The 26,886-nt window shown below is 36.0% G+C and carries 19 protein-coding genes; 12 read left to right on the forward strand and 7 right to left on the reverse strand.

From position 1 onward, the window contains the following. Positions 1-159 precede the first annotated feature (159 nt). Positions 160-981 carry an orotidine-5'-phosphate decarboxylase gene (pyrF, locus tag CXF59_RS08760; protein WP_101137443.1) on the reverse strand — a complete coding sequence of 274 codons (822 nt, stop codon included), beginning with the start codon at positions 979-981 and terminating at the stop codon, positions 160-162. Between the two features lie 170 nt (positions 982-1,151). Continuing rightward, complete coding sequence (gene prfA / locus CXF59_RS08765) at positions 1,152-2,228, reverse strand: peptide chain release factor 1 (protein WP_101137444.1); 1,077 nt, start codon at positions 2,226-2,228, stop codon at positions 1,152-1,154. Positions 2,229-2,645: 417 nt separating this feature from the next. Between prfA and CXF59_RS08770 the strand changes: the two genes are divergently transcribed. From CXF59_RS08770 to CXF59_RS08800, 6 genes are all read left to right on the forward strand, one after another. Further along, complete coding sequence (locus tag CXF59_RS08770; RefSeq protein WP_101137445.1) at positions 2,646-3,110, forward strand: GNAT family N-acetyltransferase; 465 nt, start codon at positions 2,646-2,648, stop codon at positions 3,108-3,110. A gap of 711 nt (positions 3,111-3,821) precedes the next feature. Next, complete coding sequence (locus CXF59_RS08780) at positions 3,822-4,328, forward strand: DUF6265 family protein (protein ID WP_101137447.1); 507 nt, start codon at positions 3,822-3,824, stop codon at positions 4,326-4,328. A gap of 379 nt (positions 4,329-4,707) precedes the next feature. After that, complete coding sequence (gene cysK / locus CXF59_RS08785) at positions 4,708-5,622, forward strand: cysteine synthase A (RefSeq protein ID WP_101137448.1); 915 nt, start codon at positions 4,708-4,710, stop codon at positions 5,620-5,622. Positions 5,623-6,479: 857 nt separating this feature from the next. Next, entirely contained in the window at positions 6,480-7,325 is an 846-nt protein-coding gene (locus CXF59_RS08790; protein ID WP_101137449.1) for a formate/nitrite transporter family protein, read from the forward strand. A gap of 338 nt (positions 7,326-7,663) precedes the next feature. Next, positions 7,664-9,976, forward strand: a complete 2,313-nt coding sequence (locus CXF59_RS08795) for a DNA topoisomerase 3 (protein WP_101137450.1) — start codon at positions 7,664-7,666, stop codon at positions 9,974-9,976. A gap of 185 nt (positions 9,977-10,161) precedes the next feature. Continuing rightward, positions 10,162-10,710: a PepSY-associated TM helix domain-containing protein gene (locus tag CXF59_RS08800; protein WP_101137451.1), complete on the forward strand. Its 549-nt coding sequence runs from the start codon at positions 10,162-10,164 to the stop codon at positions 10,708-10,710. Between the two features lie 79 nt (positions 10,711-10,789). Here the strand turns inward: CXF59_RS08800 and CXF59_RS08805 are convergent, their stop codons facing one another. Next, complete coding sequence (locus tag CXF59_RS08805; RefSeq protein ID WP_101137452.1) at positions 10,790-13,423, reverse strand: valine--tRNA ligase; 2,634 nt, start codon at positions 13,421-13,423, stop codon at positions 10,790-10,792. A gap of 160 nt (positions 13,424-13,583) precedes the next feature. Between CXF59_RS08805 and CXF59_RS08810 the strand changes: the two genes are divergently transcribed. Beyond that, positions 13,584-13,973, forward strand: a complete 390-nt coding sequence (locus CXF59_RS08810) for a DUF1573 domain-containing protein (RefSeq protein ID WP_101137453.1) — start codon at positions 13,584-13,586, stop codon at positions 13,971-13,973. Between the two features lie 67 nt (positions 13,974-14,040). On the opposite strand, the gene CXF59_RS08815 is transcribed toward CXF59_RS08810, so the two are convergent. Then, the gene (locus CXF59_RS08815; RefSeq protein WP_101137454.1) at positions 14,041-15,369 is read right to left on the reverse strand and encodes a PDZ domain-containing protein; all 1,329 of its coding nucleotides are present in this window, start codon (positions 15,367-15,369) and stop codon (positions 14,041-14,043) included. A gap of 125 nt (positions 15,370-15,494) precedes the next feature. On the opposite strand from CXF59_RS08815, the gene CXF59_RS08820 reads away from it, so the two are divergent. The 5 genes from CXF59_RS08820 (at position 15,495) to lgt (ending at position 20,715) form a co-directional block, all read left to right on the forward strand. Further along, positions 15,495-16,688, forward strand: a complete 1,194-nt coding sequence (locus CXF59_RS08820) for a pyridoxal phosphate-dependent aminotransferase (RefSeq protein ID WP_101137455.1) — start codon at positions 15,495-15,497, stop codon at positions 16,686-16,688. 261 nt (positions 16,689-16,949) lie between these two features. Beyond that, complete coding sequence (folE, locus tag CXF59_RS08825) at positions 16,950-17,621, forward strand: GTP cyclohydrolase I FolE (RefSeq protein WP_101137456.1); 672 nt, start codon at positions 16,950-16,952, stop codon at positions 17,619-17,621. 114 nt (positions 17,622-17,735) lie between these two features. Next, positions 17,736-19,214 carry a cysteine--tRNA ligase gene (cysS, locus tag CXF59_RS08830; RefSeq protein WP_101137457.1) on the forward strand — a complete coding sequence of 493 codons (1,479 nt, stop codon included), beginning with the start codon at positions 17,736-17,738 and terminating at the stop codon, positions 19,212-19,214. 208 nt (positions 19,215-19,422) lie between these two features. Beyond that, the gene (gene yidD / locus CXF59_RS08835) at positions 19,423-19,665 is read left to right on the forward strand and encodes a membrane protein insertion efficiency factor YidD (protein ID WP_101137458.1); all 243 of its coding nucleotides are present in this window, start codon (positions 19,423-19,425) and stop codon (positions 19,663-19,665) included. A gap of 123 nt (positions 19,666-19,788) precedes the next feature. Then, positions 19,789-20,715, forward strand: coding sequence for a prolipoprotein diacylglyceryl transferase (gene lgt / locus CXF59_RS08840; RefSeq protein ID WP_101137459.1), 927 nt, complete (start codon positions 19,789-19,791; stop codon positions 20,713-20,715). 67 nt (positions 20,716-20,782) lie between these two features. Here lgt and CXF59_RS08845 read toward each other — a convergent pair whose 3' ends face one another. From CXF59_RS08845 to mdh, 3 genes are all read right to left on the reverse strand, one after another. Continuing rightward, a complete protein-coding gene (locus CXF59_RS08845; RefSeq protein WP_101137460.1) occupies positions 20,783-22,342 on the reverse strand; it encodes a T9SS type B sorting domain-containing protein in 1,560 nt (519 codons plus the stop codon). Positions 22,343-22,738: 396 nt separating this feature from the next. Beyond that, a complete protein-coding gene (gene secDF / locus CXF59_RS08850; RefSeq protein ID WP_101137461.1) occupies positions 22,739-25,708 on the reverse strand; it encodes a protein translocase subunit SecDF in 2,970 nt (989 codons plus the stop codon). A 219-nt stretch (positions 25,709-25,927) separates the two neighbouring features. After that, entirely contained in the window at positions 25,928-26,863 is a 936-nt protein-coding gene (gene mdh / locus CXF59_RS08855) for a malate dehydrogenase (RefSeq protein WP_101137462.1), read from the reverse strand. Positions 26,864-26,886 lie beyond the last annotated feature (23 nt).

Raw genomic sequence — 26,886 nt, forward strand, 5'->3', positions numbered from 1 at the left:
ATCAACTTAACCACAAAGTACGCAAAGTTTTACGCAAAGACACAACTTTTTTTTTATGATTCTATGTGTTTCATTTTTTTAAACCGCAAAGCATCCAAGGCTTATTACTTGACAATACCCTAAATAAAACATAATTCCTTACTAGTTCAAATCTAAAGGTTAGACAACTTCAGACAAAATTAGCTCCATTTTCTTTTGCATTTTCAACGCTTCTGCTCTTGCTTTTTCGGCAAAATCAGTACCGTTTGAAGCGTAGATAATTCCCCTAGAAGAATTAATAAGTAATCCCACATTGGCATTCATTCCGTATTTACAAACTTCAGATAAACTTCCTCCCTGCGCTCCTACTCCGGGAACAAGCAAGAAACTGTCTGGAACAATCTTACGAATTTCAGTGAAATATTCTGCTTTGGTTGCACCCACGACATACATCAGGTTCTCCGAGTTCTTCCAAGTTTTCGACGTTTCCAGAACGTGCTTGTACAATTCCTTTCCATCCACAGCCAACGTTTGGAAGTCAAAAGCGCCTTCATTTGACGTTAAGGCCAGCATTATAGTATGTTTGTTTTTAAAGGCCAAAAACGGCTCCACTGAATCTTTCCCCATGTACGGAGCAACGGTAACCGAATCGAAGTTTAAATCTTCAAAAAAAGCTTTGGCATACATCGAGGAGGTATTTCCTATGTCACCACGTTTTGCATCGGCAATGGTGAAAATAGCTGGATACGTCTCGTTGATATAATTGATTGTTTTTTGTAACGACATCCAGCCTTTAATCCCATACGCTTCATAGAAAGCCGTATTGGGTTTATAGGAAACACATAAATCATGAGTCGCATCAATTATCGCTTTGTTGAATTCAAAAATCGGATCTTCTAGTTCTAAAAGATGTTTTGGCATTTTATCTAGATCAACATCTAACCCTACCGCCAGAAATGATTTCTTTATTTTGATTTGCTCAATAAGTTGTTGTGTCGTCATGGTACTTTATTTAACAGTAAAGTTCGCAAAGTTTTTCGCAAAGTTCACAATGTTCTCTCTTTTTTGCCCTTATTATCAAGGAATTAAATTCTAATTGATAAAAAAATACCACACTAAATAATTTAGCGTGGTATCTTTATTCTATCTTCTTAGCTCTTGCATCTATTTTCTTAAAAAACTTCGCTAGCTTCTTTTAATTTTTCCATGTTGTTTACTAATGCTAGTTCATCAACAATTTTCTGAATATCACCATTCATGATATTTCCTAGATCATAAAGCGTCAAACCTACTCTGTGATCCGTTACACGACCCTGCGCATAATTGTAAGTACGTATTTTGTTAGAACGGTCACCAGAACTTACTTGAGACGTACGTTTTGTAGCATCTTCAGCCTGTTTTTTGGCTAATTCTTGTTCGTATAAACGAGAACGCAATACACCAAACGCTTTGTCTTTATTCTTATGTTGTGATTTTTGATCCTGACATTGCGCTACTAAACCAGTTGGAATGTGCGTCAAACGTACTGCTGATTTGGTAGTATTTACTGATTGTCCACCTGGTCCTGAAGAACAGAAAAAATCTACCCTCACATCATTCATATCGATTTGTACGTCGAATTCCTCCGCTTCCGGAAGCACCATGACAGTCGCTGCTGATGTGTGAACACGTCCTTGTGTTTCCGTTTGAGGAACACGTTGCACACGGTGAACACCCGCTTCAAACTTCAAAGTTCCATATACATCTTCACCGCTAACTTCAAAAATCACCTCTTTAAATCCTCCTGAAGTTCCTTCATTCATATCAACAACCGAAGTTCTCCAGCCTCTGTTTTCACAATATTTAGTGTACATACGGTATAAATCCCCTGCAAAAATACTCGCTTCATCCCCACCAGTACCGGCACGAATTTCCATCATCACATTTTTGGCGTCTTCTGGGTCTTTCGGGATCAACATAAATTTGATTTCTTCCTCCAGTTCCGGTAACCTTTCTTTTGCCTCGTCAAGTTGCATTTTGGCCATTTCGGTCATATCTGCATCACTATTGTCGGCTATGATTTCGTTTGCTTCTTCAATATTAGCCATGATAAGCACGTATTCATCACGCTTTTCTGCTAATGCTTTCAAAGTTTTATACTCTTGATTCAATTGCACATAACGCTTCTGATCAGAGATTACATCCGGCTGGATGATCAAATCCGATATCTCATCGAAACGTTGTTTTACTATTTGAAGTCTATCTAACATATTCTTAGTCCTTATATTTGGAGTGCAAAATTACGAAAAATAGTTTACAGTTAACTCTAGTTTCCTGACAGTTTTTTTTGGAGCCTTTTACAGCTAACCGCTCTATCTTTTTATCTGCACAAAAGCGGATAAAAAAAGATGCCACTACTATCAGGGGATAAAAAATTAACGCTTAAAAAACACACTTACGGTTTCTCGTAAAGTTGTTAGATTAAAACAATTTACATTTGAAAAACTGAATTTATTTTAATCAGCGTTTTCGGGAGAAAGTTATATATTTGATAATAACCAACAAAGGAAGTTTATCAGACAAAGCAACCCCATTTAGGGATGATAGGTTTGATAACGTCAGGCTTATTTACAAATTAGCAGCAAGTCTGGAAAACCGAAAATTGAATATAACCTAATATTAAAAGGATGAAAAACACAGATATTGAGCTTGAATTTTCAACAGACAAATCAAAACTTGATATTGGATTAATTCATGAGTTTCTGACAAATTCATATTGGGCAAAAGGAAGAACAATTGAGGCGGTAAAAAAATCAATTGAAAATTCATTTTGTTTCGGAATATATTTAAACACCCAACAAATTGGATTTGCAAGGGTTTTGTCGGACAATGTTTTCGCATATGTAACCGACTTGTTTATAATTGAGACATATCGAGGAAAAGGATTTTCCAAAGTGCTTCTAGAGAAAATGCTGTCACATCAAGAACTCGCCGAGATCGAACTATGGTTTTTAGCGACTAAAGATTCACAAATTTTATATAAAAAATTCGGTTTTACAATGATATCTAATCCTGAAATGTATATGATTCGAGGGAAGAATAGTAGCAAATCGAAATGGTATATAAGCCCAGATGCTAATAGCAGTTTGTAACAACTGCGAAGCTGGTACTTCTCCCAAATTTTCTGCGAAAATTAAAAAAGGGTTTTGTACTTGGAATAATCAGTTATTAATCATCGCAGCTGATACAAGCTGCGGAACATTGTAGAGCATAAAAAAAATCGAAAACATAATAACTTTTTACGTAGAACTTAAAAAATATGAAACAAATTACAATTGGAAATTTAACTTTCTCAAAAAAAGCAATTCACACAATTACATTTGCACTTTTTTGTACCGGAATTTTAATTGGAGCTTTAACTGCTCATCGCATTAAAACAGAAACAAATTTCAATTTTGGATTACTCGTGATTTTCAGTATTCCGATTTGGCTGATATTGAAATCTAAATTAAAAACTGAAATAATTAAAAAGATATAATAAATTTTCTCGTTACAAAAGATAACTTTAGCTGAACTAAATCTGAAAATACTTGGGTTGAAAATAAACCAGTTTAGCCAAACTCAACGTAAAAAACCCCTGCTCTGCGCAGTCTCCTGACTTCGTAGCCACTCCAATAATCGACAAGGAAAAATAAAGTTTATTACAGTTAGAGCGGCGTATAGCTATTAGTAAGATCCAAACTTAATTTAAAAAACAAGACTTAAACTACCCGACCAACCTTAGCAAAAGAGCTAGGGCTATTTACGATCTTTTTTCATAATTTTGCAGCTTCATTGTAATACAATTCAATCTCAAAATAGCTATGTATAAAAAAATCGTTTTCCTGTTGGCACTTACCACTTTCATTTCTTGTAAAAAAACAGATTCAGGTTCAGATTCAGATGAATCCGATAAAAATGAAAAGGATAAAATCAAAACAGCGCATTGGCTCCTAGGTCAATGGGAAGCTCAGTCTGGTGGTGGAACGCTTACTGAAACTTGGAAAAAAGCAAATGACAGTACCTATAACGGGCAGACTTATTTCATGAAAGGAACAGATACAATCCACACTGAAAAGATCCTGCTGCAACAAGTCGAAGACCAATTAAGCTATAACACAGCTATAAGAGGTCAAAATGACGATGAACCAGTACCCTTTACACTTACGGATAGAAACGCTACGCAACTTGTTTTTGAAAATATAAAGCATAACTATCCGCAAAAAATTAGCTACACGCGGATTTCTAAAGATAGTATGGTGACTGAAATATCAGGCATGCAATCAGGAAAACTGAGTTCTGAAAAATATATTATGCTTAGAACTAAGTAAGCAACTACTACACGCTATAAAAACGGCCTCGCTTGAATACAGCGGGGCCTTTTTTTTATAATCGACCGTCAAAAAGAAAGGTTCTTTAGCATAAAATTAGGAATGGCCTTTCACTCAATCTAGTAATTATCAATTATCCAACGGTCATACTAATACAACCAGGAAAACCTTAAAACACGTATTGAAATAAGTTATTTCAAAACTAATGCATAGCTAATATATTATTTTAAATTTTATTATTTTCTTACTGCTTCTTTCAAAATCCAAGTAGACCTTTCCCTACAAAATTTATGTTTTTTTATGAATTATTTACAATTGTTATTTTTGTAGAGTCTTAATAGTGAGCTATATTTACCCTCTCAAATAAAAACTATAAAAAATGAAATACGATACTATACTAGAAACCATTGGCCATACTCCCCACGTAAAAATCAATCGGTTGTTTGGACCTAACCATAATGTTTGGATTAAATTAGAAAGAGCGAATCCTGGCGCTAGCATAAAAGACAGAATCGCTTTGTCCATGATTGAAGACGCTGAGAAAAAAGGATTACTGAAAAAAGACAGCGTTATTATCGAAGCGACCTCGGGAAATACCGGAATTGGTTTAGCAATGGTAGCAGCGGTAAAAGGCTACCGATTGATTTTGGTAATGCCAGAATCCATGTCCGTAGAAAGAAGACGATTAATGAGTATTTATGGTGCCGAATTCGTATTAACACCACGCGAGAAAGGAATGAACGGAGCCATAGCAAAAGCGAAAGAACTGTCTGAAGAGCTACCTAATGCATGGTTACCGCTTCAATTTGACAATCCGGCCAACATTGAAATTCACAAAACAACGACCGCAGAAGAAATCATAAAAGACTTTCCTGATGGTTTAGATTACATGATTACGGGTGTAGGAACAGGTGGCCATATCACCGGTTGTGCTGAAATTCTGAAACAACATTACCCAAATCTTAAAGTTTTTGCCGTAGAGCCAGAGGCCTCCCCAGTTATTAGTGGTGGTGCTCCCGGCCCCCATCCTCTTCAAGGAATTGGCGCAGGATTTATCCCAACCAATTTATATACAGAACTTCTGGATGGAGCCATACAAGTGAGTAAAGACGAAGCTTTCGACTATACTCGAAGAGCAGCCAGAGAGGAAGGAATGCTAGTTGGAATCTCTTCTGGTGCTTCCTTAGCAGCGGTCGCAAAAAAACTTTCTGAAATTCCTGAAAATGCTAAAGTACTGACTTTTTGCTACGACACTGGAGAACACTATTTGAGTGTAGAAGGTCTTTTTGAATAATAACACCTTTCAAAAAAGTACTAATAAACAAGAAACCGATTTGTGAACGCAAGTCGGTTTTTTATGTCTTTTTTCTTGGACATGTCCCCGCTTCCACTATCGTTACATCAGGGTCAGGCTGTACGCTACAATCTTTGTTGCACTACGTTTCACAAAGGATTTATACTGCCATCCTTCATGCGAAACAGTCCCTAACCTGACATGAGCTTTCAAAACAAAACACACCAATTCTCTTCAAACGATTGTATTAAAACAAGAGAGTAGAAATATGAAGTTACCATTCCGATGAAAGGGCCAACCGACAATAGGTCGTAGCCTTCCTTCTTTTGGAAATAAAAGAATTATAGCTCATTTTTGAAAACGAGAAACCTAGTTTCCTAAAGATAAGTCGTGCTACGAACTGAATAAAAAAAGTTCTACACTTTAAAGGAACGTGCTTACTTGAACACAGCAAATTCTTGTTTTTTATTGAGAAAAAGTGAAGCTAACCCAACAAGTTACTATTCGATTCACTACCACATTTGCAAACAAAAATCTCCCTTAATTAGTTGCAAATAAAATAACGTATATTTGAATAGTAAGTCATCTGATATAAAATAGTGTCGGCTAGTGTGAGTTTTATTTAGAAACTTGAACGTTAGTGCAAGTAAGGAATGGTTGCGCAACAGCGAAGCAATCTAACCTATTATTGGCCGACCCTGATTGTAGTACTTTGAAAAAGAACTTTAAAAAGTACATACCGAGATTAGAAATTCTTATTTCACTATGTTTTACCACAGAAAAGTACCACTAGAAAATTATAATTAAGGCATATCGATTTGAAACAAATGAAAGTAATAATAATCTAAAAAAGCTTTATGAAATCTAAAGATAAAGACCAAGAGAAGCATCAAGAGGAATTAGAGAAAACATCAGAAGAAATAGATAGTGTCGATGAGCATCGCGATATTTTAAGCCGTGTTATTCGCGAAGGTGAAGAGATATTCAAAATAAATAACAGGGCTATAACGCTCAGTGCTATAATTGCGGGACTCGAAATAGGCTTCAGTTATTTCTTAATATGTAGTCTTTATTACTTATTGTCTGGAACAATTGCTGAAAACACAATTTTCAAACTTTTTAGCTTGGTCTATCCCATAGGATTCATTCTTGTCGTTTTAGGGAAGTCGGCACTTTTTACGGAGCAAACATCCGTTTTAACCATTCCCGTATTGAATAGGCAACGCACGATCTGGGAGTTACTGCGAGTTTGGGGATTGGTTATTCTGGGCAACCTAGTTGGAGGTATTTTGTTTACCCTATTTATAAGTCTGCTTGCACCACATTTAAACTTATTCACTCATGAAACAATGTTGAAAATAGGGAGTCATGTAATTCACTATGATGCTTGGGTTCTTTTTTTAAGTGCAATAGTTGCTGGCTGGCTAATGGGTTTATTAAACTGGTTAATAAACAGCGTCAAAAGCTCACTAACTCGTATTTTTCTCATTTTCATGATAACTGGTGTCATCGGTTTTGGAGGTTTTCACCACAGTATCGTTGGTAATATTGAGGTTTTTGGCGCTTTTTTACATTCAAGTACAATTACACTTTTAGACTACCTAACGTTTCTGTCTTTAGCCTTAGTTGGAAATGCCATCGGCGGCGCCGTAGTAGTGGGACTTTTCAAGTACAGAATTTTCGAATCAAATAGTATGAAATAAAACTACTACTCACTCTAATAAGTCATCGATCATAAGTTTTATGATTGCTCTGCCAATTAACTGAGATCACAATAAAAAATGTAGATTGAAAACGAAAATGGGTCATAGCTTATTAGGGTTCGCAACATATCCTACTAATACTATTTTCATTTTCGAAAATACTTTCGGCTACCACGATATACACCTTTTAGTCACCGACGTAAAAACAAGACTAAGTCCCAAAAAATTCGAGTCTTAGCGTCTTCGCGGCAAAACCGTCACCGTTCATAACTCCTGAAGATTTCATTTCCATACCAACTTCTAAATTCCTAATTTGCGACTTCAAATCAATAGGAAAAATGAAGGTCTGTATTGCCGAAAAACCAAGTGTAGCAAGGGAAATCGCATCCGTTTTAGGAGCTAATACAAAACATGATGGCTATTATGAAGGCAACGGCTATGCTGTTACCTATACCTTTGGGCATTTGTGTACTTTAAAAGAACCTAACGATTACAAATCCTATTGGAAAAGTTGGGATTTAAACAACTTGCCAATGCTTCCCGAGAAATTTGAAACCAAAGTGGTGGAGAATTCGGGTATCCAAAAGCAATTCAAAATTATAAAAAGTTTATTTGACAAAGCCGAGTTAGTCATCAACTGTGGGGATGCGGGGCAAGAAGGAGAGCTAATACAGCGCTGGGTGATGAATGAAGCCAATTATAAAGGTGAAGTACAGCGCCTGTGGATTTCTTCCTTAACCACCGAAGCCATTAGAGAGGGTTTTGAAAACTTAAAACCATCTGCCAACTACGATAATTTATACTATGCCGGATTTTCCAGAGCTATTGGAGACTGGTTATTGGGGATGAATGCGACTCGTTTGTACACTGTAAAACATGGTGGGTACAAACAAGTGCTGTCTATTGGACGGGTGCAAACCCCTACACTAGCAATGGTTGTGGATCGCTTCAAAGAAATCGAAAATTTTAAACCGCAACCCTACTGGGAGTTGCAGACGTTATATAGAGACACTCTTTTTAGTTATGAAGAAGGTCGTTTTTTGAAAAAGGAAGATGGAGAACTATTAGCCAATAAAGTCAAGGAAAGTGATTTCGAAATTATCTCTATCGAAAAAAAGAAAGGGAATGAGTTTGCGCCAAAGCTTTTCGATCTAACGGGCTTACAGGTATATTGCAATACTAAATTTGGCTTTACAGCAGATGAAACCTTAAAAATTGTTCAAACTTTATATGAACAAAAAGTAGTTACTTATCCTAGAGTTGACACTACGTTTTTACCAAACGATGTCTATCCAAAAGTGCACGGTATTCTACAAAAGTTGACTAATTATGCTGTTTTAACCGAGCCGCTTTTAGGAAAGAAGATTAAAAAATCAAGTAAAGTATTCAATGATAAAAAAGTAACGGATCACCATGCAATTATACCTACGGGAATTCAAAGTAACTTACAATACAACCAGCAACAAGTCTATGATATTATCACGAAGCGTTTTATTGCTGTGTTTTATGACGATTGTTCGGTAGCCAATACTACAGTAATTGGAAAAGCGGCTGATGTAGCCTTCAAAACAACAGGTAAAGTAATCTTAAAAAAAGAATGGCGCGTTGTTTTTGAAAATCCAGATGCAAAAGAAAAAGAAGCAGATCTATTGCCCGACTTTGTTGAAGGTGAAAAAGGGCCACACCAACCCTCATTTTTAGAAAAGGAAACCAAAGCACCCAATCAGTTCACGGAGGCGACCTTATTACGTGCTATGGAAACTGCAGGAAAGCAGGTAGACGATGAGGATTTACGAGAATTGATGAAAGAAAATGGTATTGGACGACCATCAACGCGAGCGAATATTATTGAAACGCTTTTTAAACGTCAATACATCGTTAGAAACAAAAAACAGGTATTACCAACGCCTACCGGGATTCAACTGATTGACACCATTCAAAATGATATGGTGAAGTCGGCTGAATTGACAGGGTCCTGGGAAAAGCAATTGAAAGATATTGAAAAAGGAACCTTTACCGCCGCTGCGTTTATCAATAATATGAAACGCATGGTAGATGCTTTGGTGTATGAAGTACGAAGTGAAACCACGCGCGCCAATATTTCGCATGCAGGAAGTATTCAAAAACAAGAAGTCAAAGTCGAGAAAAAGAAAGTGGCAGGAATTGCATCTGAAGTTTGTCCTAAATGCAAAAAAGGGATGCTAATAAAGGGGAAATCAGCCTATGGCTGTAGCAATTATAAAGCAGGTTGTGATTTTGTATTGCCCTACACTTTCGCAGCCAAAAAAATATCAGAGAACCAGTACTTGCGGCTGCTTCAAAAAGGGTCCACGGTAAATTTAAAAGTCTTCGCAACTGATGCAGGTACCGTGGAAGGTTTGCTTCGTTTTGATGAAAATTTCAAACTTAAATTGGAGCCTAAAAAAATAGCCACTTCTACCCCATCAACAGAAAACAAAGCCAATTCAGAACCTTTGCCCTGTCCGAAATGTAAAAAAGGAACCGTAATCAAAGGCAATACTGCTTATGGATGCAGCGCCTATAAATCTGGATGTGATTTCAAAGTAACTTTTGACGTGGTCAGAGAAAAATTAAAAGACCAAAAACCCACTAAAGAACTCGTTTATACTATTTTGAAAGAAAATAACTAAAAAAGTGGAAAGCTCTTTCTAAATTTCGAGTACTACGAAATTAGCAAAGCAATACAAAACTTAAAAAAACCAGACACGATTCTAAAAGGATTTTCCACCTCATTCATAACAAATAGTACATGCTACTTGACCATTTTTTTATTTGATAATAGACTATTTTCGCAAGCACAAATCCGACACCTACAATGAAAAAAAAGACTTTCAGAAATTTACATAGAGATTTAGGTTACTTCTATATTGGACTTATTGTTTCCTTTGCCTTGTCCGGGCTAATGATGAACCACCGCGACATGTGGCATCCTGAAAAATATACTACGGAGACCAAAGCCATTCAAGTACAACTGCCGGAAGAAAGCGGAATTAATGAAGAATTTGCTAAAGATTTAGCCAAGAAACTGGGGGTTGACGATAAAATGAGACGTCAGACGATTAAAGAAGGTACTTTTAAAATATCATTTGAAAACAATGATGTTGAAATAGACATGAAAACCGGGAAAGGCGAAATCGTTTCTTTCATAAAAACGCCTATCATCAGTCAGGCCATGAGTTTGCACAAAAACACTTCTAATTTCTGGATTTATTATTCTGATATTTTTGCCCTGAGTTTAATTACGATTGCATTAACGGGGACTATAATGGTAAAAGCCGGAAAGTTCAGCTTTAAAGAACGAGGATGGAAACTGGCCTTGGCAGGAGTTTTATTTCCATTGATCTTCTTGTTTCTATTGGCTTAAAAAGATTAAACAAGGCATAAAAAATCCCAGTTCTGAAAATTTTCAGAACTGGGATTTTTTTATAAAGAAAATACTAAATTTATTTCAGTCCGGCCAAACTCTGCTCAATCGTAGTGATTTTTGCCAGAGCATCAGCTTGTTTTTGTTTTTCGTTTGCCAATACTTTTTCTGGCGCACCAGCTACAAATTTTTCGTTTGCCAGTTTAGATTCCACAGACTTTAAAAATCCTTTTGTGTACGCTAATTCTGTCGTCAGTTTAGCAATTTCTTCTTCGACGTTAATATTTCCAGTAATCGGAATAAAATATTCATTTGATTTTACTCTAAACGACAAAGCACCATCCACTTTCTCAGAAACATATTCCAATGCGGTAATGTTACCTAATTTGGTTACAACCGAATCAAAATAAGTAGAAGCAGAATCGTTATTAATCGCTTTTAGCTCAATTGTATCTTTAAAAGGGATATTCTTGTCTTTACGAATGGTTCTAATTCCAGAAATCACTTCTGCAGCGTTTTCAAAATCGGAAATTAGAGTCGCATTAAAAGGTTTCAATTCTGGCCATGCTGACACAATTAACGCCTCTTCAGGAGTTCTCTCTGCCAATATCTGCCAGATCTCCTCCGTCAAGAATGGCATAAATGGATGCAATACTTTTAAGTTGTTTTCAAGCATTTCGATCGCTTTCGCAAAAGTTTTGCTGTCAATAGGCTGTTGGTACGCCGGTTTTATCATTTCCAAGAACCAAGAGCAGAAATCGTCCCATACTAATTTGTAAGTTCCCATTAAAGCTTCTGATATTCTGTATTTTTCAAAATTATCTTCGATTTCCAAAAGGGTTTGTTGCAACTTCGCCTCATACCATTCGATAGCCACCTTTGAAGATTCCGGTTGTGGTATCGTCTCTGAAACTTCCCATCCTTTTATCAATTTGAAAGCATTCCATATCTTATTGGTAAACCCTTTACCCTGGTTGCATAATTCTTCGTCAAACATGATATCATTTCCTGCAGAAGCGCTTAACAGCAATCCTACACGAACTCCATCAGCACCGAATTTTTCAATCAAATCTAACGGGTCTGGCGAATTACCCAATGATTTAGACATTTTACGTCTTTGTTTGTCCCTAACCAATCCCGTTAAATACACATTCGTAAATGGTTTTTTACCGGTATATTCATAACCCGCGATAATCATTCTGGCTACCCAGAAAAACAAGATATCCGGTCCGGTCACTAAATCATTCGTTGGGTAATAGTATTTAAAATCTTCGTTTTCGGGATCTGTAATTCCGCCAAAAACAGACATTGGCCAAAGCCAAGAAGAAAACCAAGTATCCAAGGCATCAACATCTTGTCTAAGGTCAGAAGTGAGAAGTGAGAAGTTTCCAGTTTTATCTTTGGCTAAAGCCAGAGCGTCTTCTATATTTTCAGCAACGACAAAGTCCTCTTTTCCTTCTCCGTAGAAATAGGCAGGAATTTGTTGCCCCCACCACAATTGACGGGAAATATTCCAATCACGAATATTATTCAACCAATGTGCGTACGTATTTTCAAAACGTTTTGGATGCAATTTAACTTCGCCATCCTCTAAAACCGCTTTTATGGCAGGCTTTACTAAATCTTCCATTTTCAAGAACCACTGATCTGACAATCGGGGTTCGATAACCGCTTTAGTCCTTTCAGAAGTTCCCACTTTATTAAGGTAGGCCTCCGTTTTTGCCAAAGCTCCTGTAGTTTCCAGTTCTTTTGCGATTTCCTCACGAACTACAAAACGGTCTTTTCCTTGGTAGTGTAAACCAAAACTATTCATCGTTGCATCTTCATTGAAGATATCAATAATTTCAAGATTATGCTTCTCTCCCAAAGCCTTGTCATTCATGTCATGTGCCGGAGTAACTTTTAAACATCCCGTCCCGAATTCGATATCTACATATTCATCTTCAATAATAGGAATCACACGGCCATTAATAGGTACAATGGCGCTCTTTCCTTTTAAATGAGCAAAACGTTCATCATTTGGATTGATACAAATCGCACTATCCCCAAAAATAGTTTCTGGACGCGTCGTGGCAATGGTTAAGAAGTCTTCACTTCCTTCAATTTTATATTTTAGGAAATATAATTTCCCTTGTTGCTCTTCATAAATTACTTCCTCATCTGACAACGTCGTTTTAGCTTCTGGATCCCAATTGACCATTCTGTATCCTCTGTAAATCAACCCTTTGTTATATAAGTCAACAAAAGAATGGATCACTGAAGCGGACATATCTGGATCCATCGTGAACTTCGTTCTCTCCCAGTCGCAGGAAGCACCTAATTTTTTAAGTTGTTCTAAAATTACTCCCCCATATTTTTCAGTCCAATCCCAAGCATGAGCAAGAAATTCCTCGCGAGTTAAATCGTTTTTATTAATTCCTTCTGCTTTTAATTTAGCGACAACTTTCGCTTCGGTAGCTATAGAAGCATGATCCGTACCGGGAACCCAGCACGCATTAAATCCCTTTAAACGTGCTCTTCTAATCAAGACATCTTGAATAGTATTATTTAACATGTGTCCCATATGTAAAACTCCAGTCACATTTGGAGGAGGGATTACTATGGTATATGGGGTTCTATGGTCTGGTTCCGAATGAAAATAATTGTTTTTCATCCAGTAGTCATACCATTTATCTTCAATAGTCTTGGCGTCAAATTGTGCGGGAATTGTCATAAAAAGCAACTGTTAAAACCAAAATTAAACTTTGGTCTGATATTTGTAATTCGTACAGGGAACAAAAGTAAATAATTAAGTACACTATAAAAAGAGAAATAAAAATTTGTGCTTTAATTAAAACAAACTAAATTTACTTTATATCTATAACAAGATTATTATGAAAAAAATAGCAACAATAATAGCCGTCGTATTCTTTACCAGTATTGGATTTGCCCAGAACGGCGCTAAAATTGAATTTACAGCCGAAAACAACACCATCGATTACGGAACGATAACCAAAGCAAAAGATAATGGTATTCGAGTATTTGAATTTACCAATACTGGTACTACTCCCCTAATTATCTATGCCGTTCAATCGACAGCGAGTTCTACTGTGCTGTCAAAACAAACCGACACTGTTTTACCGGGAAAATCAAGTAAGATTGAAGTAAAGTACAACATGGCCGTAGGACCTATAAGAAAAACAATTACAGTGGAATCTAATGCTGTTAATTATGACGGCGGCAGAGTTCCTTTAAAAATTAAAGGCGAAGTAACCGATAATTAATACCTGGTCCTTTAAAAAACACAAAGCCTTTCTTGATAATTATTTCATGAAAGTCTTCGTTTTTTTTTTACAAAACATCTATAAGTTGAAATCTGAACTTCATTGGCTGACTGTCTCTTTTAATTTCTAAAATTATCCATTTCTCCTCTTTTGGTCTTAAAAGTGAATTAATTTTCTGTAATGTATACTTATAGGCAGCATTTTTATTAATGGAAATAATCACATCTCCCTTTTGTAAACCACTATTTGCTGCGGGTGAATTTTTTCGAATATTTGCTATTTCGAAAACAGGTTTTAATTGAAACTTATATTTAAAATTAGAGATATTTCTCTCCCTATTAGTGTCCGCATGGTCTACGGTTATAGGAAAGGTTTGCAGCTGGACTGTTTCCTTAACCCATTGCACGCCAGAATGCATAATTTCAATCCCGCTTTTATTATAAACAAACGGAGCAAAATACTGTCTGTTTTTCTTTAAATACAAAAATCCATTTGGGTAGTCAAAAATCACCGAAAATCTGCGTAAAATTTCACCTCCAAGAGAACCCACCCGATCGGGAACCATTTTTAAATGTCTTATCGAACTAGAATCCGGGAAAGCTACTATGGGCCTACTAAATTTAAAATCAGAAATTAAAAACGTCGCGATTCTCGCTCTTCTTCCCACTACATCACCGCTAAAACCTTTACCCAAATAATCCTCGAAATTATTTATCGGAACATTTATTTTATCAGAAACATCTTGAAATAGCCAAATCGCATCGCTGTTTCCAACATCTACAAGTAATTTCGTTGGAATAAGATCAGAATCAATAACTACATTTCCATTTACATACGGTTTTGACCCGTCAATAGTAATTGGAACTTTTTTATATTTCCTTTCTATCCTTTTTCTGTTTTTGCGGCTGTTTTCATAAAAAACAATCCTTTTCTTTTCATAGTTAATTTCCACTACACCATTTTTAAAAAAAGTAGATCCGATTATTCCATTTACTGGAATTCCAACGTGGGACGATAAATTAAAATCCTGATCAACAATAATATATAAAAGATGATTAATGGATTCCATACCCTCAACTTCGAGTAAATTCCCCACAGACTTCAATCCTTCAATCGCGTCTTCACTTCCTAAACCCCGCAACGTAATTTTTTCAATATTTTTAAGTCTAATTTCATTTTTATCTTCTAAACTGAACAAAATAGTCTCCTTTACCCCGGAATCCAATAAAAATGTTAATTCCACCCCATTGACATGTATCGGAATGAATACTAGGTTATTAATCAATTTAAAAGGAATCTTTACTTTGTTAACCTCTTTTTTAAATCGAAAACTACCCTGTGCCGAAATAGTAAGGGCATAAATGAAAAGGAAAAAAAATAAGATTCGATTTTTCATTAGAGGAGGTTTTCATAAAATTACTGAAAAAACAGAAGAATGTTGCACATTTAACAATAAATAGGCTTGCTAGCTTATTTAGTTCAAAAAAAAAATCGCAAATTTGCATTTCAACAATTACTATCATGCCAAAAATATCGAACAAGGGTACACAAATGCCTGAATCTCCAATACGTAAATTAGTCCCTTACTCCGAAATTGCAAAGAAAAAAGGGAACAAAGTATATCACTTGAATATCGGACAACCTGACATTAAGACACCTGAGGTGGCCATGAATGCGGTTAAGAATTTTGATATAAAAGTATTAGAATACAGCCATTCAGCTGGTTTTGAAAGTTACAGAACTAAATTATCTCAATTCTATACTAATCAGGGATTGCCAATCAATGTTGAAGACATTATCATTACAACAGGTGGATCAGAAGCTTTACTTTTTGCAATGGGAAGCACCATGGATCCGGGAGATGAGATCATCATCCCTGAACCATTTTACGCTAATTACAACGGTTTTTCCACTGCATCTGGAGTCGATGTAGTCCCAGTTATTTCATCGATTGACACTGGTTTTGCATTACCTGCAATAGCTGATTTCGAAAAACTAATTACGCCAAAAACAAAAGCAATCCTTATATGCAATCCAGGAAACCCAACGGGTTATTTGTATTCGAAAGAGGAAATGATGCAGCTAGCTGAATTGGTAAAAAAACACGACCTGTTCTTAATAGCTGATGAAGTTTACAGAGAATTTACTTATGACGGAGACATCCATTATTCTGTAATGAATATTCCTGGACTAGAAGAAAATGCTATCATGATTGACTCTGTATCGAAAAGATACAGTATGTGCGGTGCAAGAGTTGGTTGTATTGTCTCAAAAAACAAGGAATTAATGGGCGCTGCAATGAAATTTGCACAAGCAAGATTAAGCCCACCTACATTTGCTCAAGTAGCTAGTGAGGCAGCTCTTGATACTCCTCAAAGTTATTTTGATGAAGTAATCTCAGAATACAGAGAACGAAGAGATACACTTATCGCTGAACTACATAAAATTAAAGGAGCAAAAGTGGCCACTCCAAAAGGAGCATTCTATTGTATCGCTGAACTTCCTATTGACAACGCAGATGATTTTGCCAGATGGCTTTTAGAAAGTTACGATCTTGATGGAGAAACGGTAATGGTGGCACCAGGAGCTGGATTTTACTCTACTCCTGGAGTAGGTTTGAACCAAGTTCGAATTGCTTATGTATTAAAGAAAGAAGAATTAATCAGAGCAGTACAAATACTTAAAGAAGCAATTGTAGTTTATAACTCAAAATAATATAGTACTGCAATTTGGCAGCAGTCAAACTATAATCCGTTACATATAGCGATATAGCATTCACAATCAAAAGAATACCCTACAACGGCAATAACCATTACGGTTATTGCCGTTTGCTTTTAAATAAAAATCGTAAAAAGCACTTTAAACAATCACTGTCGTAAAGCAATCATTAATTATTAAAAGGGATGGAAATTCTTTAGTATTTATTAATTATCTTTACACCCTAAATATATACACCCACTATAATAGTAGCTTTTAATGAAAAATAATGAAGAAATTCATGACGAAATAGGAGATAATCATATTGGTTCATGCGCAACAAATCCCTTACGAAAAGACGCTTTTGATATTACTGATGACGAAAAAATAGAAAGCATAAAAAAAGATGTTGAAAATATCCTTCTTACACTTGGGATGGATTTGACAGATGACAGCATTAAAGGAACACCTAATCGTGTCGCTAAAATGTTTGTACAAGAAATTTTTGGAGGATTAAATCCTGCAAAAAAACCAAAAGCATCTACATTCGACAATAATTATAAATACGGCGAAATGTTAGTTGAAAAAAACATTATCGTTTACTCCACTTGCGAGCATCATTTATTACCGATTATAGGAAGAGCCCATGTTGCTTATATCTCTAACGGAAGGGTAATTGGTCTTTCAAAAATGAATAGAATTGTTGAGTATTATTCTAAAAGACCTCAGGTACAAGAGCGCTTGACGATGCAAATCGTTCAAGAATTACAAAATGCTTTAGGCACAAAAGACGTTGCCTGCGTTATTGACGCAAAACATCTTTGCGTGAATTCACGAGGAATCAGTGATATTGAAAGTAGCACAGTCACCTCTGAGTTTGGCGGAAAATTTAAAGACCCTCAAGCTAGAAGAGAGTTTTTGGATTATATTAAATTAGAAACAAAATTCTAAAATAAAATAAATTCAATTAATACCAATAAGCCTTAGTCCTAATTACAGTGAAAATCCCACGCTTTTTTGCGTGGATTGCAACGCAAAGCAGGAAAAAGCTTCAAAATAATAACAATGCCTTTATATACTACCCAGAAGTTAAAAATATACAATTCTCTTTCAGGCGAAAAAGAAACATTCGTTCCTATACATGAAGGTAGCATTGGTATGTATGTTTGCGGCCCAACGGTTTACAGCAATGTACACCTTGGTAACGTGAGAACTTTTATGTCATTTGACATTATATTCAGATACTTACTGCATTTAGGCTATAAAGTTCGCTACGTACGAAACATTACTGACGTAGGACATATTGTGGATGATGCAGAAGATGGCGAGGACAAAATCGCAAAGAAAGCACGTTTAGAGCAGTTAGAACCTATGGAAGTCGTGCAACGCTACACTGTCGACTTTCATGAGATTTTGAAAGCTTTTAATTTCTTACCTCCAAGTATCGAGCCTACAGCTACGGGCCACCTTATTGAACAAATAGAGATCATCAAAACAATTATTGATAAAGGAATTGGATATGTAGCCAACGGCTCTGTCTATTTTGATGTCGTTAAGTTCAATGAGACCAATCATTATGGTAGATTAAGCGGTAGAAATATTGAAGACATGCTTACCAATACGCGCGATCTTGACGGACAAACGGACAAAAGAAACCCTCAAGATTTTGCACTTTGGAAAAAAGCCGAACCGCAGCATATTATGCGTTGGCCATCCCCATGGAGCGAAGGTTTTCCTGGTTGGCATTTAGAATGTACGGCTATGAGCACAAAATACCTAGGAAATCATTTTGATATTCACGGTGGCGGAATGGATTTAAAATTCCCACATCATGAATGTGAAATCGCCCAAAATGAAGCTTGTACCGGCCAAACTCCAGTTAATTACTGGATGCATGCCAACATGCTTACTTTGAACGGTAAAAAAATGGCCAAATCCACCGGAAATAATATTTTACCTAGAGAGATCTTAACGGGAGAAAATTCCATCTTAAGTAAAGCCTTTCCAGCTTCGGTAGCTCGATTCTTTATGTTACAAGCACACTACAGAAGCATCCTTGATTTTTCTGACGATGCTATTGTTGCAGCTGAAAAAGGATACAAAAGATTAATGGAAGCATTAACTACTTTAAAACAGATAAGCGTAAGTCCTAACAGCACATTGGATATAGCAACCTGGAAACAGTCCTGCTATGACGCCATGAATGATGATTTTAATTCCCCTATTTTAATCGCACAATTATTTGAAGGAGTTCGCTTTATTAATCTATTAAATGACGGTAAAGAAACTTTAACTGAAGTTGATTTAGAAAATTTTTCAGCTGAAATGAATTCCTTTGTATTTGATGTATTGGGACTGGAAGCTGAAAAAACAACAGACAACGGCAACGATAAACTGGAAGCAGTTGTTAATTTGCTTATCGGCATGAGAAATCAAGCCAGAGCAGATAAGAACTTTAAACTTTCTGACCAAATAAGAGACCAATTGATAGCGCATGGTATCCAGTTAAAAGATGGAAAAGAAGGAACGACCTTTAGTGTTTAATACCGATTGTGTATTCAATATATTCCAATAATACCGAACAATCGCGAGGCCTATTTTCATACTAGATCGGCATTATACTAAAAAATTGCAGACTACATAGCATTAGTAATTAGTATAATGTGATTTATCAGCAGTGGATTATCGTCCCTAACGCAACTCAAATTACTGCTATTACTATTCAATAATGGAGAAAAGAAACCCTTAAACAATGTTTTCAAAAATAATCATATTCCCATTTGTCGTACTGGTTCGTTTTTATCAGGTTGCCTTATCCCCTTTCCTGCCCGCAGCCTGCCGATTTGCACCCACCTGTTCTGCTTATATGATTGAAGCATTACGAACGCACGGGCTGTTTTACGGCGGATTCCTGGGTGTTAAACGGATTTTAAGCTGTCATCCGTGGGGTAAGACAGGATATGACCCAGTCCCTAAAAAGAAGTGCAATCATTAATATAATTCATGAAATTGAAATCGTGTTTTTTGACACTTAAATAGTTCGCAAGAATAAGGCATATCTTCAATATACTATTGAAACTCAAAACAAAAAATGTATTTTTACACCAAATAGAAAATAATGACACACGCTTTAAACATAGTTTGGAACCCATCAGAAGGAATTGATTTAGGTTTTTTTATAATTCGTTTCTACAGCCTAATGTTTGTAGTTGCATTTGGATTAGGATGGTACATTATGAAAAACATCTATGATCGCGAAAACGAATCCATAGAGAAATTAGACTCCTTATTCATCTGGACTGTACTCGCAACATTGCTAGGGGCGCGTTTGGGTCATGTTATCTTTTATGATTGGGAATATTTCCGTAATCATTTATTGGAAATATTTTTACCTTTTCGATTCACTCCTACTTTTGAATTCACCGGCTATGCAGGATTGGCAAGTCATGGGGCAGCCATATCAATAATAATCTCCATGTATTATTACAGCAAGAAAATACTAAAAAGACCCTTGTTGTGGATTTTAGACCGAATCGTTATAGGGGTGGCGAGTGGCGCTATTTTCGTGCGGCTGGGTAATTTTTTCAATTCTGAAATTATAGGAAAAGAAACAAGCTCCTCTTTCGGAATAAAATTTGTCCGTGATCAATTTAGCGCAAGAGATGCGGTAAACGCAACACAAATACCAAATCCAACACAGGCATATCAAGCTATTGCAACCAATCCGCAATTTGCCAATTTACTAGAACAAGTTCCAGCCAGACATCCTGCTCAGTTATATGAAGCATTTTGTTATGTTTTTGTTTTTGCTGCATTGTTTTTCTTGTATTGGAAAACAGAAGCAAGACTAAAATCAGGGCTTTTATTCGGCCTTTTTCTAGTACTATTGTTTTCTGTACGTATCGTTGTCGAATTTGTGAAAGAAAGTCAAGGTGGATTTGAAAGCTCCTTAGGATTACTTTCTACAGGTCAATGGCTAAGTATCCCATTTATTCTTATCGGGCTATATTTTATTTTTACAGCTGAAAAACCAGTGAAAATTTAAACCTATTTTACAATAAAATTTTAACATAAAATTAAAAAAGCTCCCAGATCTGGAAGCTTTTTTTATTTTATCTTTTCAACGAAAAATGAGATTTAAACTTTTTAATTATCCCATCTTCAGGATAATCAACGACAAACCAATAATCGGTTGCGGGTAATGGTCGTCCATTATAAGTTCCGTTCCAACCTGTTCCATTTGGAGTAATCTCTTTTATAAGCTTACCGTAACGATCAAATATCTGAATCTTTGACCCCGACTTATCAACTAAAGTAAAGACATTCCAGTCATCATTAAATCCATCATTATTTGGCGTGAAAAACCTAGGGTAGTCGATAACTAAGACATCATCATTTCTTAATTCACTACAACCATTTACGTCTTTGACCGTGATGGAATGCATTCCTAAAGAAACCATTTCAAAAGCAGTTTCTTCCTGGAACGAGCCATCATCAAGCTGATACAAATAATTGGCTCCCAGTGGATCTGTCACGGTGACTATTTGATTGTCGGCAAATGCCTCGCTAACCGTCCAGCCCACACTCAAAATTGTATTTGATGGATTTACTGTGACATTTATAGTTTTAGTAGTTGGCGCACAGGCTTGCAGTGAAAACGGCGTAAAAACATAGGACCCACTTGTTGTATTGTCTACACTTGACGGTGACCAGGTTCCGCTAATTCCATTAGGTGACGGAGTACTCAAACTAGGCGCTGGTTCACCAGAGCAGATTGAAAAATCAGCGAAATCCGGAACAGTTGGTCCTACTGTCACAGTTAAGGTTTTAGTTAATGCGCAAGGGCCTGAAACAGGATCTGGTGTAAAAACATAATCGCTGGTTCCCGCTGTGCTCGTATTTACAACTACTGGAGCCCAAGTCCCTGTAATTGCAGGACTATCCTCAGAACTAGTTGGCAAGTTTGTTGTGGCTTCATTAAGACAATAGGATGTTGGAACTGAACTAAAGTCGGGTGTTTTAATATTAGCTGCTGAACATTCTGTTGTACAAGTTTCAGTTTCGCTCAAGACACAAGACTTTGCCCCAACAGGAGTGAGGGTAAAAGACACTATTTGTCCTTCGCCTAAGCCCGAAACAGTAAAATTAGATGGGGAATTATGAGTTCCTGTAATAGCTGCACCTCCGTCTATCGTGTAGCTATAAGTATAACTAGATTGTCCAGTATTTGCGAAATCAAATTTGATAGAGCTCGTCGTTATCGTAGCGCAGAATAAATCTAATTTTTGATCCACATATACATATATTGCTGTCCTAGGAGAACTTTCAACTCCACCAATTTCTTGTGTCACATAAAATATAAGTCGATCATCTCCTGTCGCTGGTGTAGATGTAGATGGCGTGGGAGCATTGGTTGAAGAAGCTCCTCCGGTGGGGTCAGTACCATACCATCTTAATGTACCACCTGTAGAAGCTGTCGCGGACAAAGGAGCTGCGGACTCATTTAAACAATAATATAGATATTCTGGAGTGGGAGTTGGCGGAGGAGTAGCCAATACACTTATACCGTGACCTAAAGTCTTCGTTTCATACGAAGTATGTGCATGAAGCACTATATTCGATAAACATACTACTAATAAAAGATAAAGAAATGACCTGTTTTGTTTTTTCATTATACTTTGTGGTTTAAATTTAATCGAAAATAAAAATAGTCTATTATATCAACATTTAGTAAATATATAAAAACTGAAACTTTAATAAAATTAAATACCTACTTATTGTCGAGAGCAATTGGGATAAAACAGCTAATACTTTCTGTATTTCTTACAAAAAAGAAAACTTACAACAGAGATACGGTGATAAAATCCTAATGGGACATAAGACCCCCAACTTCAAATTAAGAGTATCAAAACCAAAATTTACTTTTACAAGCCTTCATTTGAAAGGTGGCTATAATTAGGTCTCAATTCAAATATCATCTTGTAGACATGATAAGAAATCCTGAGTTCAAAACAAAAAAAAAGACCCAACTAGCGTTGGATCCTTTTTTAAATTGTGTAAGATAAATATTAACTTTCTTGATGTTGTTTTTCAATTAACTTTTTATCTTCTCGTGAAATTGTATCTACTAATACCGGTGTTGCGATAAATAATGAGGAATAAGTTCCAACAACAATACCTATAAGCATTGCAAAGACAAATCCTCTAATAGACTCTCCACCAAAAATAAACATTATAGCCAATACACCTATCATTGTTAATGAAGTATTGATTGTTCTTGACATTGTTGAATTAATTGATTTGTTCACAATTTCCGGAAAAGTACCTTTAGTTTTACCATCTAAAAATTCACGAACTCTGTCGAATACAATTACAGTATCATTCATTGAATACCCGATAACAGTAAGGATTGCTGCTATAAAATGTTGATCAATTTCCATTCCGAAAGGCATAATCTTATAGAATAAAGAATAAATCCCTAATACAAATATAACATCATGCGCTACAGCTGCGATCGCACCTAAACCATATTGCCATTTTCTAAAACTGATTAACAAATATAAGAATACAATTAGCAGAGCTCCAAGAACCGCCCAATATGCATTAGTTTTAATATCCTCAGCGACAGTAGGCCCTACTTTTGACGCCTGTACAACACCAAATACTTTACCTGGATAAGCATTTATAAATTTATCATACGTTAAATCTGCTGCGAAATGCGATTTCAAACTTTGAAACAATAATTTGTTCACCTCTTGATCAGCTTCTATCCCGTGCTCTTCAACTTTATATTTAGTAGTAATTTTCAGTTGATTGTCATTACCAAATATTTTAGCTTCAGCACTACCAAATACTTTAGTAAGCTCCTCTTTTACAATTCCGGCTTCAATTGGTTTTTCAAAACGAACCTGAAAAGTTCTTCCTCCAACAAAATCAACACCTTGATCCAGTTTGTTTGTCGCCAATGAAACAATGCTCACCACAACTACAACTGCTGAAAACAAATAAGTCCATTTTTTTACTTTTAAGAAATCGAAATGGAAGTTTGTGAAAAAGTCTTTAGAAAAATTAGTTACAAATGTTAAATTAGCTTTTTTAGCAATGTTTTTATCAATAAAGATTCTTGCAATAAAGATTGAAGTAAACAATGACGTTATAATACCAATCAATAATGTAGTTGCGAAACCTTTTATTGGTCCTGACCCAAAAATAAATAATACCGCACCAATTAAGATGTGCGTAACGTTTGCATCTACAATAGATCGCATTGCTCCTGTCCAACTATAAGAAGCTTTTACAGCTTCATCCAGTGATTTTGCATCTCGTAACTCTTCCTTAGCTCTTTCATAGATAATGATATTAGCATCTACTGCTGTACCCATTGTCAAAACGATACCTGCAATACCAGGTAATGTAAGAACTGCACCTAAACTTGCCAAGATTCCAAAAAGAAACAATAAGTTCACCGCTAATGCAATATTGGCATACCAACCCGCTTTACCATAATAAACCATCATCCAAAGCGATACTAAAAGTAATCCCACAATAGCAGAATTTGTACCATTATCTATAGCTTCTTGACCTAAGGATGGACCTACCACTTCTGACTGAACAATATCAGCAGATGCTGGAAGTTTACCCGCTCTCAATACATTAGCTAAATCTTTAGTTTCTGTAACGTCAAACGATCCAGAGATTTCAGATCTACCACCGGCGATTGGCCCGCTAGATACTCCTGGTGCAGAATAAACGATATTATCAAGTACGATCGCAATACTACTTTTTTGCGTATATGCTCTACCTGTTAATTCTTCCCAACCTTTTGCACCTTGACCATTCATCTGCATAGAAACAGCTGGTTTTCCTGACTGATCAAAAGTATCTTTTGCATCAGTAACAACGCCACCGCTCATTGCAGGGGTGTTATCTCTATTTCCTTTTATAGCGTATAATTCTACCGCCTCAATATCTTTATCTTTAGCATCTTTAATTACTGTCAGTTTACCCCAAAGAAATTTAACATAACGCTGATCTGCAGATAGTAAATTTCTAACATCTTGTCTTTTAAAATACCCATTTACTGTTGCCGTATCTTTTGGTGAGAAAAGACCTAAAACCGGTCCACCACCTTGAGCAAGAATTTTGTCAAGCAATGGATTATTTCCTTTTTTAGCAGTAGCTGAATCTCCCCCGTTCGTTAACAAAGCACTCAAAGAGTCTTTAACTACTGGTTTTGATTCTACTGTAGTTATTTCGGTTTTTTTCAATGTCTCATTTGCAGCCATTAAGAAATTACCCATTTCTTCAATCTTGTACGTTTCCCAAAACTCCAATTGAGCCGTACTTTGCAATAATTTTTTTATTCTGTCTACATCTTTAGCACCAGGAAGTTCAACAAGAATTTGTCCTGACTCTCCCAATTTTTGAATGTTAGGTTGAGTAACACCAAATTTATCAATTCTTTTTCTTAGTACTCCAAAGGCACTTTCTACAGATTCGTTAACTTTTCTTCGGATTACCTTTTGAACTTCTGCATCAGTCATTTGAAAATCTACCCCACCTTCTCCTTGTAAACTTCTGTTTGCAAAAATATCTGGCGAAGCTAACTTTACAGTCCCTTTTGAATTTGCTTCAAAGGCATCAAAAAACTTTTCTAAGTACGGAGTATTCCCTTGTATGTTAGCTGTCGCATCTGCTAAAGACTTGTTGAATACAGGGTTTTTAGAATTACTGGATAATCCTTTCAATATATCTTTTACAGAAATCTGAAGTATTACATTGATACCTCCTTCTAAGTCAAGACCTTTGTTGATCTGCTTATCACTTACCTCATCGAAGTTGAAATTTGTAAATCCAAGATTAAACACGTTTTCCTTACCGATGGAATCCAAGTATCTTGTTTCTTTATCAGAATTACCTGCAGCAAATGCTTTGGCGTCATTTTTTACTTTGTTTGCGACAAAAGTGAAAGAAAGTTGGTAAATACTCACCAATGCAAATAGAATTGCGAAAAATTTAATAAGTCCTTTATTCTGCATTATTACTAAAAATTAATTATTTTATATTTATTTATTTTCAACTCTTATAAAACAACTCCTGACCACGATTTCAATCCTAAAAAAGAAAACCAAGAATTATATTATTATTTTTTAACCGAGCAAATATATCATTAAGGTTAAGATTAACCAATTTATTTGTTAATTAAAATCAAAAAAAAGACTGCAAAAGTGCAGTCTTTTTTATTATATAATATATTATTAGGCTAAAATCGATTTCAGCGCATCGTTCATTGCACGAACCGCTTCTGCACTTTTAGCGAATATCGCTTTTTCTTTATCATTTAACTCAATCTCAATAATTTCTTCAACACCATTTTTACCAATTATACAAGGAACGCCAATGCAAATATCATTCTGCTCATACTCTCCTTCAACAAAAACAGAACAAGCGATCATTTTCTTTTGGTCATTCAAAATACTGTCAACTAAATAAGCAACTGATGCTCCTGGGGCATACCAAGCTGATGTTCCTAGAAGACCTGTAAGCGTTGCTCCTCCAACCATAGTATCAGCAGCCACTTTTTCCAGAGCCTCTTCTGAAAGAAATTGAGATACCGGGATTCCATTGTAAGACGCTAAACGCGTCAATGGAATCATTGTAGTATCACCGTGACCTCCTATAACCATTGCCGAAATATCATTTGCTGGCTTACCCAACGCCATTGACAAGTACGTTCTAAAACGAGAGCTATCAAGAGCTCCACCCATTCCTATGATTCTATTTTTTGGTAATCCGGTAGATTTTAACGCCAAGTATGTCATTGTATCCATTGGGTTTGACACCACTACTATAATAGCATTTGGTGAATGAATCAATACATTATCAACAACCGTTTTAACGATTCCTGCATTAATCCCTATCAATTCTTCACGAGTCATTCCCGGTTTTCTCGGAATCCCAGAGGTAATTACTACCACATTACTATCAGCGGTCTTCGTATAATCATTGGTAACACCCGAAACTTTAGTATTAAATCCTGTATTGGTAGCGCATTGCATAATATCCAACGCTTTCCCTTCGGCAAAACCTTCTTTAATATCCAACAATACTACTTCGCTTGCAATTCCTCTATAAGAAATTACGTCTGCACAGGTTGCTCCTACATTTCCTGCTCCTACAATAGTAACTTTCATCTTTTATATTTGTATTTTTGGTT

The organism is Flavobacterium sp. ALD4 (genome assembly GCF_002836475.1).
Taxonomy (GTDB): domain Bacteria; phylum Bacteroidota; class Bacteroidia; order Flavobacteriales; family Flavobacteriaceae; genus Flavobacterium.

Excerpts from the sequence above, each read along its gene's own strand:
- pyrF (WP_101137443.1), bottom strand. The coding sequence starts at position 981 with ATGACGACACAACAACTTATTGAGCAAATCAAAATAAAGAAATCATTT.
- prfA (WP_101137444.1), bottom strand. The coding sequence starts at position 2,228 with ATGTTAGATAGACTTCAAATAGTAAAACAACGTTTCGATGAGATATCG.
- CXF59_RS08770 (WP_101137445.1), top strand. The coding sequence starts at position 2,646 with ATGAAAAACACAGATATTGAGCTTGAATTTTCAACAGACAAATCAAAA.
- CXF59_RS08780 (WP_101137447.1), top strand. The coding sequence starts at position 3,822 with ATGTATAAAAAAATCGTTTTCCTGTTGGCACTTACCACTTTCATTTCT.
- cysK (WP_101137448.1), top strand. The coding sequence starts at position 4,708 with ATGAAATACGATACTATACTAGAAACCATTGGCCATACTCCCCACGTA.
- CXF59_RS08790 (WP_101137449.1), top strand. The coding sequence starts at position 6,480 with ATGAAATCTAAAGATAAAGACCAAGAGAAGCATCAAGAGGAATTAGAG.
- CXF59_RS08795 (WP_101137450.1), top strand. The coding sequence starts at position 7,664 with ATGAAGGTCTGTATTGCCGAAAAACCAAGTGTAGCAAGGGAAATCGCA.
- CXF59_RS08800 (WP_101137451.1), top strand. The coding sequence starts at position 10,162 with ATGAAAAAAAAGACTTTCAGAAATTTACATAGAGATTTAGGTTACTTC.
- CXF59_RS08805 (WP_101137452.1), bottom strand. The coding sequence starts at position 13,423 with ATGACAATTCCCGCACAATTTGACGCCAAGACTATTGAAGATAAATGG.
- CXF59_RS08810 (WP_101137453.1), top strand. The coding sequence starts at position 13,584 with ATGAAAAAAATAGCAACAATAATAGCCGTCGTATTCTTTACCAGTATT.
- CXF59_RS08815 (WP_101137454.1), bottom strand. The coding sequence starts at position 15,369 with ATGAAAAATCGAATCTTATTTTTTTTCCTTTTCATTTATGCCCTTACT.
- CXF59_RS08820 (WP_101137455.1), top strand. The coding sequence starts at position 15,495 with ATGCCAAAAATATCGAACAAGGGTACACAAATGCCTGAATCTCCAATA.
- folE (WP_101137456.1), top strand. The coding sequence starts at position 16,950 with ATGAAAAATAATGAAGAAATTCATGACGAAATAGGAGATAATCATATT.
- cysS (WP_101137457.1), top strand. The coding sequence starts at position 17,736 with ATGCCTTTATATACTACCCAGAAGTTAAAAATATACAATTCTCTTTCA.
- yidD (WP_101137458.1), top strand. The coding sequence starts at position 19,423 with ATGTTTTCAAAAATAATCATATTCCCATTTGTCGTACTGGTTCGTTTT.
- lgt (WP_101137459.1), top strand. The coding sequence starts at position 19,789 with ATGACACACGCTTTAAACATAGTTTGGAACCCATCAGAAGGAATTGAT.
- CXF59_RS08845 (WP_101137460.1), bottom strand. The coding sequence starts at position 22,342 with ATGAAAAAACAAAACAGGTCATTTCTTTATCTTTTATTAGTAGTATGT.
- secDF (WP_101137461.1), bottom strand. The coding sequence starts at position 25,708 with ATGCAGAATAAAGGACTTATTAAATTTTTCGCAATTCTATTTGCATTG.
- mdh (WP_101137462.1), bottom strand. The coding sequence starts at position 26,863 with ATGAAAGTTACTATTGTAGGAGCAGGAAATGTAGGAGCAACCTGTGCA.